Source organism: Streptomyces sp. NPDC088097 (genome assembly GCF_044741845.1).
GTDB lineage: Bacteria > Actinomycetota > Actinomycetes > Streptomycetales > Streptomycetaceae > Streptomyces.
Genome location: NZ_JBIUTJ010000003.1, coordinates 339,287 through 352,096, shown reverse-complemented (window position 1 = coordinate 352,096; position 12,810 = coordinate 339,287). Strand labels below are relative to the sequence as shown.

Genomic DNA, 12,810 nt, shown 5'->3' with positions numbered 1-12,810 from the left:
CACACACCCTCACCCCCGACCGTCGCAGAATGGCCCTGAACGCGATCGGCACGGCAGGGCAGTGCGGGCTGTGGGGGAGGCGCGACCCCCGGAGTCCGGTGCCGCCGTGCCCCGTTCACCGTCCGCCCGCTTCCCGCCGTACGGAGTGCCGAGCATGACCGAACCCGCCGCGTCCCGCGTTCCCGAGCCGGAAACCGCACCCGAAGAGCCCGCTGCTCCCGTCGTTTCCGTTGCTGCCGTCGTTCCCGTCAGGGCGTCGAGCGGTGCCAAGGGGTGGGCGGCCGTCACCGCCGTCTCCCTCGGGATCTTCTGCCTGATCACCTCCGAGCTGCTGCCCGTCGGCCTGCTCACCCCCATCGGTGGCGCCCTCGGCGTCTCCGAGGGCACCGCCGGGCTGATGGTCACCGCCCCCGGACTGGTCGCGGGCTTCTGCGCCCCGCTCGTCGCCGTCGGCGCGGCCCGCCTGGACCGGCGGCACGTCCTGTGCGTCCTCATCGCCCTGATGGCCATCGCCAACGTCGCCGCCGCCGTCGCCCCCGGCTTCGGCGTGCTGCTGGCCGCCCGCCTGCTCGTCGGCGTCAGCGTCGGCGGGTTCTGGGCCATCGCGGGCGGCCTCGCCGCCCGGCTGGTGCCCGAGCGCCACGTCGGCCGGGCCACCGCGCTGATCTTCGGCGGGGTCCCCACCGCCTCCGTGCTCGGCGTCCCCGCGGGCACGCTCCTCGGCGAACTCGTCGGCTGGCGCACCGCCTTCGCCGCCGTCGGCGGCCTCGGCGCGCTCACCCTCCTCGCCCTGCTCCTGCTGCTCCCGCCCCTGCCCCCGACCAAGGCCGTCACCTTCGCCGAACTGCCCGCCCTGCTGCGGCGCAACCGGGGGGTGCGGGCCGGGGTGATCGTCACCTTCCTGGTGGTGACGGGCCAGTTCGCCGCCTACACCTTCGTACGGCCCATCCTGCGGGAGGTCTCCGGCATCGACGCCGCCTACGTCAGCACCCTGCTGCTGGGCTACGGCCTCGCCGGCGTCGCGGGGAACTTCCTCGCCGGGTCGCGCGACGCCCCCCGTACGGTCCTCACCGTCGGCGCCACCCTCACCGTGGTGCTCGCCCTCATCGGGCTCGTCCCCGGGGCCGTCGCCGGGACGGTCCTGCTGCTGGTCTGGGGCCTGGTGTACGGCGGGGTCTCCGTCAGCCTGCAGAGCTGGATGATCAAAGCCGCGCCCCGGGCCGCGGAGGCCGCCTCCGCCCTGATGGTGGCCATGTTCAACTTCGCCATCGCGGCGGGCGCGCTCGTGGGAGGCCTGGTGGTGGACGGGATCTCGGTGGCCGCCGCACCCCTGACCGGAGCCGCCCTGATGGGGGCCGCCGCCCTCACCGTCGTCGTCACCGCCCGGCGCGACCGGGCCCCGGAGGCGGGCGTCCCGGACCACCGGGGACCGGCCGCGCACCCTCTGGGGGACGGCGCCGGGCCATCGGTGGCGGAGCGCCCCGGGCCCGGGAAGGGCCGACCGTAGAGTCCGCGCGCGCGGGAGGGCGGAGTCGGGTCGGCACATCACGGCGCGGCGCGGCACATCGCGGCCTGACAGGGCACATCAAAGAACGACACGACACAGCACGGCACAGAGCGGATGCATGGGGCGGATCGGACATCCGGCTTGACCGGAGCGGCCCGGACGGAAAGAGTCCGGTCAAGAACCACTGTCAAGAATCACTCCACGCAGCGCACTTCGGAGACACCCCAGATGCCGACATCCGCCCGCACACCACTCGCCCCGTCCGCCGCCCGCGCGGGCGGCGGACGGGCCACCTGTGCGGACGGGGTCCCGGTCGCGCCGCGAGGCGGGGCCTGACCGGCCGGACGGGGGCCGGTTCCGCACCGCCGCAACGGCCCCCGTCCCTCGCCGAGCGTGACCCCTTCCGTCTCCTCTCCCTCCCGCGCCCCGTTCCTCCCCGCGCCCCCGTGGCGCGGTCGTACGCCCGCACCCCAGCAGTCCAGCACCCCGACCGCCGTCCCTCCCCCTCCGGGGAGTGCCCGGCGGGCGAGACCTTGTCCGGGAGACCAGCACGTGTCCCAGCACCCCGATGAGAGAGGGGCCGTCGTCCCCGACGACCGCCTGCTCGTCCGCCCGTACGTCACCCCGGCCGGGCGTCCGTCCCGTGTGAGCACCCCCGCCTGGCCGTTGGGGCCCGGCGAGGTGGCCCCTTCGAGGGCGCCGGACGCGGCGTCCCCCCAGGGCCCGGACCCCACCGCGCCGGCCGCCGACCCGGAGCGGCCCGGGAACCGGCTGCCGCTGATCGCCCTCGCGCTGCTGGCGCTGGCCGGTGCGGGCGCCCTGGTGTTCCTGGTGGGCGGGCCCGACCCGGCCCCCTCCCGGTCCGTACCGCACCCCGGCCTGGCCCTGCCGGTCCTGCCCGCGGGCAGCCCGGGCGCCGACGCCACCGCCGAATCCGCCCCCGACGGCGATCCCCCGCCCTCGGGGGCCACGCGCGGCCCCTCCGGCCCGGCGGCCACGACCGCCCCGGCGACGGCCCCGGCGTCCGCCCGCCCGGGGGCGAGCCCCGCCCGGTCCGGGTCGGCGGTCGCGAAGCCCCCGGCCGGGTCCTCGGGGACGCTGCGCCCGGGGGACAGCGGACCGGAGGTGCGCGCCCTCCAGGAGCGGCTCCGGGGGCAGGGGTTCACGTACGTCTCGCCGACCGGGGTCTATGACCGGCAGACCGAGCGCGGGGTGGCGCAACTCCAGCGGGACCGCGACATCCACGGCGACCCCTCGGGGACGTACGGCCCGGCGACCCGGGCGGCCTTCGGCTGACCCGCCCCGCCCCGCCCCGGCTCTGCCCGCCCACCTGCCCGCTTCCCCACCTGCCCGCGGCCCGGGCGCGAGAACCGGGCTCGGCGTCCTGACCGGCCGGGACGCCACGGACGGCTCCGCGGCCCGCTGCGCCAACTCCTCCGTCAGACCGCCGCCCTTCAGCTCCAGGGTCGCCCGCCGGGCCGACAGGAAGCCGATCGACACGCCCCGCTCGCCGCCGGTCACGTCCCTCTCGACACTCCCCACCCCGGGTGCGGCGTCCGTGGCTGAACATGTTCAAATGGGAGGGTTCCACAACCCGCCGGCAGGCGCAACGGGTGTCCGGGAAGACAATGGGCACCCGTGACGAGGCAGGAAGGAAGAAGCGCATGGAGAGCAGCAGTCGCACGGCGTTGATCGAGGACCTGATGGGGCGGTTCCCGCAGGTGCCCCGAGAGGCCGTGATCAAGGAGGACCTGCTGCGCGGCGGCATGGCCTTCGACGAGTCCGCGCTGAGCGGCGCCATCGACGGCGCCGGCGACGTGAAGCCGAAGTCGTACTTCATCTTCTCCTTCGACCACCGCACCCTGCCCGAGCTGGGCGCGGCGGCGCTCAACCGACCGCCGGAGGAGATCGTGCTGACCGGCGGGCCGTACGGGCTGCGCCGCACGGTCGTCTCCGTACGCGTCAACCCGGACTCGCCCTACGTCGTGCGGGGCGGTGAGGACGGGGCGCTCGGCCTGTACCTCGACGGCGCGCGCATCGCGGACGTCGGACTGCCGCCGATGCCCGAGTACTACCGGCACAAGCTGTCGAACGGCAAGTCGGTGATGGAGGTGGCCCCGACCATCCAGTGGGGCTACCTGATCTACCTGACGGTCTTCCGGGTGTGCCAGTACTTCGGCGCCAAGGAGGAGTGCCAGTTCTGCGACATCAACCACAACTGGCGCCAGCACAAGGCGGCGGGCCGCCCCTACACCGGAGTGAAGCCGGTCGAGGAGGTGCTGGAGGCCCTGGAGATCATCGACCGGTACGACACCGCCGGAGTCTCGCGGGCCTACACCCTGACGGGCGGCTCGATCACCTCCCAGGTGGCCGGACGCGACGAGGCGGACTTCTACGGGCACTACGCGAAGGCGATCGAGGAGCGCTTCCCCGGACGCTGGACCGGCAAGGTCGTGGCCCAGGCCCTGCCCCGCGAGGACGTCCAGCGCTTCCACGACTACGGCATCCGGATCTACCACCCCAACTTCGAGGTGTGGGACCGGCGGCTGTTCGAACTGCACTGCCCCGGCAAGGAACGCTACGTCGGGCGCGACGAGTGGCACCGCCGGATCCTGGAGTCGGCCGAGGTGTTCGGTCCGCGCAACGTCATCCCGAATTTCGTCGCGGGCATCGAGATGGCCGAACCCTTCGGGTTCACCAAGGTGAGCGAGGCCATCGAGTCGACCACCGAAGGCCTCCGCTACTTCATGTCCCACGGCGTCGTGCCTCGGTTCACCACCTGGTGCCCCGAGCCGACCACACCGCTGGGCAAGGCCAACCCCCTGGGCGCCCCGCTCGAATACCACATCCGCCTGCTGGAGGCCTACCGGGCCACCCTGGAGGACTTCGGCCTGAGCTCCCCGCCCGGCTACGGCCCGGCCGGCCCGGGACGGGCGGTCTTCTCCGTCAGCTCCTTCATGGACAGCCTGGAGGGCCTGGAAGCCCCGGAAACCCCGGAGGGCACGACCGCCTCCTAGGCCCTGTCGCCGTCGACGGCCGTCCCATCCGGAGCGTGGGCCTACGACACTCAGGGCCGCTGTACCCACGAGTCGGACATGCGGCTGCTGGACGACCCGACGCGGCTGCTGCGCCGGCGCACCGTCGGATGGAGCTACACCGGCCCGGAAATGGCCGAGTTCGACGAGGCGTGTCCGCGCATCACCGTGGAACTCTTCCCGGACGGGAGGGGGCGCCGGACGGAGGAGCCCCGGGGCGGGGGCGGGGGGTCGTACGTCACCGTGCCCGAGGTCCGCGACGACGAGCGCTGGACGGACCGGCCCGTCTTCGGGGAGTGGCCGCTGCTCTCGGCCCAGGTGCACGGGCTCACGGAACCACCGGTCTTCGAGATCACGGAGGCGGCCACGGCAGCCGACGGTAGCGGTCCCGCTCCCGCCACGTGCCGGCGTCCACCCCGCCCCGCGCAGCCCGGGCCGATCGGCGAACTGTTCCGGCCCGGGGTGCGCGTGACCGACGGGTACCACCCCGAGATGACGGTCGTGGAGCCCCGTCGGATCGGAACCCTGCGCGTGCCCAGCGGGCTGCTGGCCGTCTCCGGCCCTGACGACGACCCCGGCGAGGGACCGCACATCACGGTCGCCGTACCGCCGGGAGAGTACGTCCTGGACGAGGCGCCGGCCCGCCACCACCACCCCCGCACGGGGAAGGGGAGCGAGGCCCCGCGCACGGACACCACGGCCGTCCGCGTGCTCGTCGGCGAAAGCCCGGCTGTGACCTGGGAGATGGCCCGCCGGCCCGACGACGACCCCCGCCTGCTCCCGGACAACGGGATCTTCGGCTTCGACACGGACGGTGCCACGGGCTGCTTCGCCGACGCCGGTGCCTGGGATCCGCTCCTCGCGCTCTTCGAAAGGGGGCTGATCCAGGGCGACCCGGATCTGGACCCGGACGCGTACGAGGACATCAGCGACTCCATGTACCTGCTGCGCACCCGGGACCGGGCCTCCGGCGGCGAACTGGCGGCCTTCGCGACCACGGGAGACGGCACTTACCCGGTCTGGGTCGGTCGTTCCGAAGCCGGCGAGGTGATCGCGGTCGTGGTACTGGTGGAGGACATGCCCGAACTGCTCCCGGACGCCGAACCCACCGCCGGCACCTGACGTCACCTACCGCTCCCGTCCCCCGGCTGGAGCCGTCACCGGCGCGCTTCAGGCGGGGTGAGGGGTGGGGTCGGTGCTGCTGGGTCCTGTCAGACGTTCCGGATGATCCGGTCGAGGACGGCTGTGGCCTGTTCCGGGCATGACTCCAGCCACCTACCGAGGTGGTCACGGACGACTTCCCTGACGCAGTCCCTCACTTCGGTGCCGCCCAGAACGTCTCTCGTGGCGTCGAGGAACTCGGGTCGGTCCAGTTTCACCGAGACGATCGCCATCAGGCCTTCGCCGATCCGGTCGATGCCGAGATCGGGATCGGTGGCCGTCAGCAGTTGCCGCCGCCGCGCGTACGCGTTGATCGCGTCTGTCACTCCGTCGCGGAATCCCGCCGTCTGTGTGCCGCCGTCGCGCGTGGACAAGCTGTTGGCGAAGCCCCGGATCCGCTCCTGTGGGGAGTCGTACCACCGCAGGGCCACCTCCACCGTCCCGGCCATCCGAGGGTCCTCCTGCTCGAAGCCGATGACGTCCGCGTGAACGGGCGCTCCCGACCGGGCGTCGAGAAGGGTGACGAAGTCCCGCGTTCCGCCCGGGAACCGGAATCGCACCGATCGGACGTCGGCCCGGGGCCGTTCGTCGGTCAGTGCGACGTCCAGGCCGCGGTTGAGGAAGGCGAGTTCCCTGAAGCGCTCCGCCAGCACGGCGAAGGAGCACTCCGCCGTCCCGAAGATTTCGGCGTCGGGACGGAAGGTGATGGTGGTCCCACTCCCGGTGGCCGTCCCCGCGGCGGTGGGTGGGGCGACCGCCGCGCCGCGTGCGTACGTCTGGACCCAACGCACCCCCTCGCGCCGCACCTCGGCCGTCAGGCGGCTCGACAGGGCGTTGACGACGCACGGCCCGACGCCGATGGGGCTGAGGACCGGGATGTGACGGGCACGGGGCCTCACTCCGATGCACGTAAGGGTCAGCAGTGCTTCGAGAGCGGGCTCGCCCCCGTCTCCGGCGGCCCCCACCGGGATGCCCGGTCCGTCGTCGGCGACACGCACCCCGCCGTCGGACATGAGGGTGATCTCGACCGACTGCGCACGGCCTGCCAGAGCCTCGTTCACCGGACGGTCGGCGAGCTCGAACACCATCTGGTGCAGGCCGCGTTCGCCGGTCGAGCCGACGTACATCCCGGGCCGCCTCCTCATGGCCTCCAACCCCTCCAGTATTTCAATGTGGCCCGCGCTGTACTCGTTGACCTCGTCACTCACGAAGAGCCCCCTCCGATGGTGTCCGGCATGGCTCCCCAGCGTAGGCGGATCCCAAGAAGACACCAGGTCAGAGCGGGTCCTTCGAGGGCGTGGGCGGGCAGGTGTGCCTCCACCCGGAGGCAGTCGGCCCGGGGATCGCGAACCATGGCCAGAGCGTGGCCGGGGGGCCGCCGGGGCCGCGTACGCCCCCGTTCCGATCGGTCCCGAGCCTCCGATTTCGAAAGGTGGCGCCCCGCTACTCCTCGTCCTCGTCCGTGGCCGCGTCCCAGGACGGCAGAGGAGTCCCGGCCGCGGTCGTCGTCCGACGAACCTCACACCCCATGAGCTGGACAGCGGTGAAGAGACGCCGGCGAACCTGTTCGGCGTCTTCGGGCGGGAAATCGATCCGGATCTGGTGCGGCCGGGACGCGTCGTAGGTGAGCAGCCACTCGGCATCGACGGTCGCGAAGTGATCCTGTCCCATCTCGTCGTGCTCGGAGCGCCACGAGCCCCGATCCGTGGTGGGAGCCAACGCGTCGCGCAGGATCCGCAGGCGATCGGGATGGGAGAGGAGGCCTGGGGACAGGAGCAGGCACCGGTGGGTGCGGGGACGGAAGGCGTTGAACCACGGCGTCAGGTCCGGCTCCATGTCTGCGAGCACGTCGGAGGCTACGTGTCCACCGGCCCAGCCCTTGAGGAACCCGGCCGCCCCCATGCGGTGCGTCTCGTACCGGCCCTCGCTGCTCCACACCACAACAGGCCATTCTTCGGGAATCCCGGCGGTGAGCCAGCACAGCCGGTCGGCGTCCATGGTGGTGCCCCAGATCAGCAGTCCACCCGGAGCCGGGTGCAGCGGATGTGGATAGCGCTCACGGTCCGGTTCGGTGGCTTCCGTGGGGTGGGCGCACTGCCACGCGATGCCGTTGTGCCTGCTCGTACCGAACGGTGTCCTGAGGTAGAGGAAATCGCAGAACTCTCCCCAGCCGTAGGTTTCGACGAGTTGTTTGTAGTCGTCGGGCAGCCGGGTACCGATCACGGTCTCCACCGTGGCCCAGTCCCCGTGGGCGTCCACGGGGACGGCCGGCGGCGTCACGAGGTGGACCAACCGGTCACAATCGGCCGGAGTGCTCTTCGAATCAGCCATGAGGGCAGGGTAGGCATCACCCGGCGATGAGATCGACGAGATTTCAGGCTGGGGAGGAGCCTTCTCCAGTTCAGCCCGGACGGGCCGGGCGGCGGCGCCCAACCCCGCAGGGGTGCAGGCTCATCTACGGCGATCTGGTGCCCGGTTGCGTAGTCCCCGGGGCGGAGCGGCGCCCGAGGCTCAACCGCGTACGTGCGCGGGACGCACCGGTGTGTCGGACGGCTTCGCGGCTTCGCGGTCATTGGGGCCGAATTGCTCGGCGATGTTGTTCCACATGAAGCCGTCCCGCCAGCCCGGCTTCGCGCCGACCCAGCCGAGCAGCGCCCCGAGGGCTTTCTCCTGGGAGATCGTCTGCGTTTGATAGTGCAGCGCCGCCACACCGTCCCGGTATTCGAGCTGGAGGGTGTTGTTCTCCCGAAGCAGGACCTGGATGTACCAACTGCCGGGCTGTTCCGCGTCCATCCGTTCCAGGATCATGTGAGCGTTCCCTCGCCGCAGATTGGCCGGCATCGTCCCGATGGCAGGGTTGGACGGACGTTGCACCACATGGCCGCGCTCGTCGGTCGCAATAAGCATGGCCAGATCATCCAGTAGAGGTCTGACACTGCTCAGCGACCCCGTGACCAGGTCGGTCACGGCAGCGTCCATGCCGGTGCTGGTGACGAACCAGTGCAGGACCCGTGCGGCCTGCCGCTGCCACCCGTCTTCCGCGCCTGAGTCCCGTGTGTGCGTCACGAGCCGGACGCAGGCCCGTTCCCAATGCCGGCTGCGGTCCTCGGGATCGCAGCCGCGTTGGCCGGCACCGCCCGCACCCCTTCCGCCGGGGCGCGGGCGTGTGGACGTTGGACGTCGGGTGCTTCGGGGGGAGCCCTAGCATCCCGATATCCGTTGGACCAGCGGAAATGGGGTGTCCGAGAGTGGGGTCTCACCGGCGCGTCGCCGGTGAGGCCCCCCGAGGAGGCGTACGTGTCCACCCTGAGAGTCACCGTCGAGCAGCTGGCCGTGCACGAGCATCCGAACGCCGACGCGCTCGAACTCGCCCAAGTCGGCCTCTACCGCGCGGTGGTGGCCAAGGGGGCTTACCGGAACGGCGACTTCGCCCTCTACATACCCGAGCAGGCCGTCCTGCCGAGCGCCCTCATCGAGGAGTTGGGGCTGACCGGCCGGCTCGCCGGAGGCGCCCACGACCGGGTCAAGGCGGTCAGGCTGCGCGGGGAGCTGTCGCAAGGGCTGGTCTGTCGACCGCGCGCCCTCGACGGGGTCGACCTGGAAGCCGCGGCCGGGGAGGGTGTCGACTTCGCCGAGGCCCTGGGCATCGTCAAATGGTCGCCGCCGGTCCCCACGACCATGAGCGGGGACGTCGAGTCGGCGCCCGAGCTGCTGCCCTGGGTGGACATCGAGAACCTCCAGCGCTACCCGCACGTGTTCGAGCCGGGCGAACCGGTCGTGCTGACCGAGAAGGTCCACGGAACGGCCTGCCTGCTGACCTACCTCGCCGACGGTGAGCGGGTGTTGGTCTCCTCCAAGGGCGTCGGGTCCAAGAGCCTCGCCCTCAAGGAGGACGAGCGCAATCTGTATTGGCGTGCCGTGCGCGGCCACGGGGTGCCCGAGGTCGCCGCCCGGCTCGCCGGACGCCTCGGCGCGAGCCGCGTGGGGATCTTCGGGGAGGTCTACGGGGCCGGGGTGCAGGACTTGGGCTACGGAGCCCGAGCCGGATCCGCCGACGAGCTGCCCGGCTACGCCGTCTTCGACGTGTGCGCCGAGGTGGACGGCCGGCTGCGCTGGCTGGATCCCGCCGAGGTGCTTGACAGTGGTGAACTCCCCCTCGTACCTCGTCTGTTCGAGGGACCGTACGCGCTGGAGGCGGTGCTGGAGCTGGCGAGTGGCCGCGAGACGCTCTCCGGGCGGGAGTTGCACCTGCGTGAGGGGGTCGTCATCCGGCCGGTCGTGGAGCGCTACAGCCCGGTGGTCGGCGGCCGGGCCGTGGCCAAGGCGGTCAGCCCGGCCTACCTGACGCGCAAGGGCGGCACGGAGTACGAGTGATCGCCGCGCGGGCCCTCGACCACGGTGTGTTGTGTCTTGGGAACAGCAACCCGCTTGCACATAGGCGCTGTTCGACCTCGGGCCGTTGACAGGGGGTGCGGGTGCTCGGGATCATCGGGCCGTGCGGGAGAGCGCTCTCCCGCAGTTCCTCGGCGGATCTGAGAGGTCGGTACATGCCGGACGGCAGCGAGGCAGGGCCCGGCGGCGAGCCGCACGGCGCGGTGGCGGTGGCGGTGGTGGACGACGCCGGGAAGTTGGACCTCCGGCAGCGGGTGCGCCTGCTGACCGGGGCCGATACCTGGCGGACCCGCCCCGAACCGATTCTGGACATGGGCGGGTTGGTCTTCTCCGACGGCCCCGCCGGGGTGCGCGGGCCGGGCTGGGACGAGCGCTCCACGGCGGCGCTGCTGCCCTGCCCCGGGGCGCTCGGAGCCCTCTGGGATGAGGACCGTGTGCGCCGGCTCGGGGAACTGCTCGGGGACGAGGCCCGCCGCAAGGGCGTCCACGTGCTCCTCGCCCCCAACCTCAACCTGCACCGCAGCCCCCTCGCCGGCCGTCACTTCGAGTGCTACGCCGAGGATCCGCTGCTCGCGGGGCGGACCGGGGCGGCGCTCGTCCGGGGCATCCAGTCCCGAGGAGTGGCGGCGACCGCGAAGCACTACGTCGCCAACGATTCCGAGACCCAGCGGCTGACCCTCGACGTACGCGTCGACGAGCGGGTCCTGCGCGAGCTGTACCTGGCGCCCTTCGAGGAGGCCGTCCGGGCGGGGGTGTGGGTGGTGATGTCGGCCTACAACCAGGTCAACGGCACCACGATGAGCGAGAGTTCGCTGCTCGCCGAACCCCTCAAGGGGGAGTGGGGCTTCGATGGGGTGGTGGTCTCCGACTGGGGGGCCGTCCGCTCCACCGTCGCGGCGGCCGGCGCCGCCCAGGACCTCGCCATGCCGGGTCCCGCCGGACCCTGGGGCGAGGCCCTCGTCGCGGCCGTCGAGGACGGCACGGTGGAGGCCGGTGCGGTGGAGGAGAAGGTGCGCCGCCTGCTGCGGCTGGCCGTACGGGTGGGAGCCCGCCCCGGGCCGGGCGGGTGGAGCGGGCGCCCCGGGCCGGGCGGGCGAGCGGTGCGGGCAGGGCGCCCCGGGCCGGGAGCCCAGGCCGCACCCGAAGGGCCTGAAGGTCCCGACGACCCCGCCGACGTGCGGCGGCTGCTTCGGGAGAGCGCCGCCGCGAGCTTCGTGCTGCTGGAGAACCGGGGTGGCCTCCCGCTCGACCCCGACGCGCTCGGCACCCTCGCCGTCATCGGGGCGCACGCCGCCGAGCCCCGCGTCCAGGGCGGTGGTAGCTCCGAGGTGTTCCCGCACCGTGTGGTGACCCCGCTGGACGGGCTGCGGGAGGCGCTGCCCCAGAGGGTCCGGCTGCGGTACGAGCCCGGGCCGCTGCCCGCCGCCGCGGCGGGTGAACCGGCCCCGCTGGGGCCCCGCCGCGCCCGGGATCCCGAAACCGGCGAGGCCGGGGTACGGCTGCGCGTGCTCGACGCGGCGGGAGCCGTGCTGTCCTCCGCCCCGCAGCCCTCGGGCCGGGTCCTGGAGCCCGAACTGCCCCCCGGCGCCCTCACCGTGGAGCTTTCCGCCGTGCTCCACCCCGACACCACCGGGCCCTGGACCCTCGGGATCGGCGGCTTCGGCGCGCTCCGCCTCACCGTCGACGGGGTCGTACTGCTGGAGGGCGAGTTTCCGCCCGAGACGGACGACCCCGCCGTCGTGCATGTCCGCCCGCCCCAGCACACCGCCCGGGTCCACCTCACGGCCGGCCTGCCCGTCCGGGTCGTCGCCCGCCGGGGCCTGCCGCCCGGCGCCGGCCGCGCCACCGTCCTCACCGCCGCCCCGCCGCCGCCCGACCCCGGGCGGGCGCGGGTCGCCGCCCTGGCCGCCGCCCGGGAGTCCGACGCCGTCGTGGTGGTGATCGGCACCGACGAGGGCGGCGAATCGGAGGGGCGTGACCGGGACAACCTGGAACTGGACCCCCTCTACGGGCGGTTCATCGGCGAAATCGCCCGCGCGAACCCTCGTACGATCGTCGTCGTCAACTGCGGCGGACCGCTCGCGCTCCCGTGGCGCGCGGACCCCGCCGCCGTGCTCCTGACCTGGTTCCCCGGCCAGGAGGGCGGCGCCGCCCTCGCCGACGTCCTCCTCGGCCGCACCGAACCGGGCGGCCGGCTCCCCACCACCTGGCCCGCCACCCTGGACGAGGCCCCCGTCCACCGCACCCGCCCCACGGACGGGATCCTCCCCTACGAGGAAGGTCTCCACATCGGGTACCGCGCCTGGCTCCGCGCGGGCACCCTCCCCGCGTACTGGCTCGGCCACGGACTCGGCTACACGCACTGGGAGTTCGAGCGGATCGGCGCCCCCACCCCGCTGCCCGACGGCGACTACGAGGTCCCCGTGCACCTGCGCAACACCGGCCCGCGCGCCGGCCGCGAGGTCGTCCAACTGCACCTGGCCCGCCCTGACTCGGCGGTGGAGCGCCCGGCGCGCTGGCTCGCCGGCTGGGCGGCCGTGGAGGCCGGACCGGGGGAGCGCGCGACGGCCCGCGTACGGGTCCCCGCGCGCGCCCTCCAGTACTGGTCGGTGTCGACGAGAGCGTGGACGCACGAGCCGGGCCGCTTCGTCCTGTTGGCCGGCCGCACCGCCGGGCACCTTCCGCTGAGGGCCGTCCTGGACGCCTGACCGGCGG

The 12,810-nt window shown here is 73.2% G+C and carries 9 protein-coding genes; 6 read left to right on the top strand and 3 right to left on the bottom strand.

What is annotated here, in order from left to right; translation table 11 throughout:
- The first annotated feature begins 154 nt into the window (after nt 1–154).
- The 4 genes from ACIOD1_RS11590 to ACIOD1_RS11575 all read left to right on the top strand — a co-directional run bounded on the left by ACIOD1_RS11590 (nt 155) and on the right by ACIOD1_RS11575 (nt 5,664).
- Nucleotides 155–1,507 carry an MFS transporter gene (locus ACIOD1_RS11590; protein WP_401901715.1) on the top strand — a complete coding sequence of 451 codons (1,353 nt, stop codon included), beginning with the start codon at nt 155–157 and terminating at the stop codon, nt 1,505–1,507.
- Between the two features lie 552 nt (nt 1,508–2,059).
- Nucleotides 2,060–2,803 (top strand): peptidoglycan-binding protein, encoded by a 744-nt coding sequence (locus ACIOD1_RS11585; RefSeq protein ID WP_401901713.1) that lies wholly within the window; start codon nt 2,060–2,062, stop codon nt 2,801–2,803.
- Between the two features lie 368 nt (nt 2,804–3,171).
- The gene (locus tag ACIOD1_RS11580) at nt 3,172–4,524 is read left to right on the top strand and encodes a radical SAM protein (RefSeq protein WP_365612045.1); all 1,353 of its coding nucleotides are present in this window, start codon (nt 3,172–3,174) and stop codon (nt 4,522–4,524) included.
- 78 nt (nt 4,525–4,602) lie between these two features.
- Nucleotides 4,603–5,664 (top strand): DUF4241 domain-containing protein, encoded by a 1,062-nt coding sequence (locus ACIOD1_RS11575; protein WP_401901711.1) that lies wholly within the window; start codon nt 4,603–4,605, stop codon nt 5,662–5,664.
- An 89-nt stretch (nt 5,665–5,753) separates the two neighbouring features.
- Here the strand turns inward: ACIOD1_RS11575 and ACIOD1_RS11570 are convergent, their stop codons facing one another.
- The 3 genes from ACIOD1_RS11570 to ACIOD1_RS11560 form a co-directional block, all read right to left on the bottom strand.
- Nucleotides 5,754–6,911 (bottom strand): DNA gyrase subunit B, encoded by a 1,158-nt coding sequence (locus tag ACIOD1_RS11570; protein WP_401901709.1) that lies wholly within the window; start codon nt 6,909–6,911, stop codon nt 5,754–5,756.
- A gap of 235 nt (nt 6,912–7,146) precedes the next feature.
- Nucleotides 7,147–8,034 carry an SMI1/KNR4 family protein gene (locus ACIOD1_RS11565; protein ID WP_401901707.1) on the bottom strand — a complete coding sequence of 296 codons (888 nt, stop codon included), beginning with the start codon at nt 8,032–8,034 and terminating at the stop codon, nt 7,147–7,149.
- 180 nt (nt 8,035–8,214) lie between these two features.
- Entirely contained in the window at nt 8,215–8,670 is a 456-nt protein-coding gene (locus ACIOD1_RS11560; protein ID WP_365612057.1) for a hypothetical protein, read from the bottom strand.
- A gap of 330 nt (nt 8,671–9,000) precedes the next feature.
- Between ACIOD1_RS11560 and ACIOD1_RS11555 the strand changes: the two genes are divergently transcribed.
- Both ACIOD1_RS11555 and ACIOD1_RS11550 read left to right on the top strand, forming a co-directional pair.
- Nucleotides 9,001–10,077, top strand: a complete 1,077-nt coding sequence (locus ACIOD1_RS11555; RefSeq protein ID WP_365612060.1) for an RNA ligase (ATP) — start codon at nt 9,001–9,003, stop codon at nt 10,075–10,077.
- Between the two features lie 173 nt (nt 10,078–10,250).
- The gene (locus tag ACIOD1_RS11550; protein WP_401901703.1) at nt 10,251–12,803 is read left to right on the top strand and encodes a glycoside hydrolase family 3 C-terminal domain-containing protein; all 2,553 of its coding nucleotides are present in this window, start codon (nt 10,251–10,253) and stop codon (nt 12,801–12,803) included.
- The last annotated feature ends 7 nt before the right edge of the window (nt 12,804–12,810 follow it).

Bases quoted from the DNA above. Each gene is read 5' to 3' on its own strand.
- ACIOD1_RS11550 (WP_401901703.1), top strand. From the start codon at position 10,251: ATGCCGGACGGCAGCGAGGCAGGGCCCGGCGGCGAGCCGCACGGCGCG.
- ACIOD1_RS11590 (WP_401901715.1), top strand. From the start codon at position 155: ATGACCGAACCCGCCGCGTCCCGCGTTCCCGAGCCGGAAACCGCACCC.
- ACIOD1_RS11580 (WP_365612045.1), top strand. From the start codon at position 3,172: ATGGAGAGCAGCAGTCGCACGGCGTTGATCGAGGACCTGATGGGGCGG.
- ACIOD1_RS11575 (WP_401901711.1), top strand. From the start codon at position 4,603: ATGCGGCTGCTGGACGACCCGACGCGGCTGCTGCGCCGGCGCACCGTC.
- ACIOD1_RS11565 (WP_401901707.1), bottom strand. From the start codon at position 8,034: ATGGCTGATTCGAAGAGCACTCCGGCCGATTGTGACCGGTTGGTCCAC.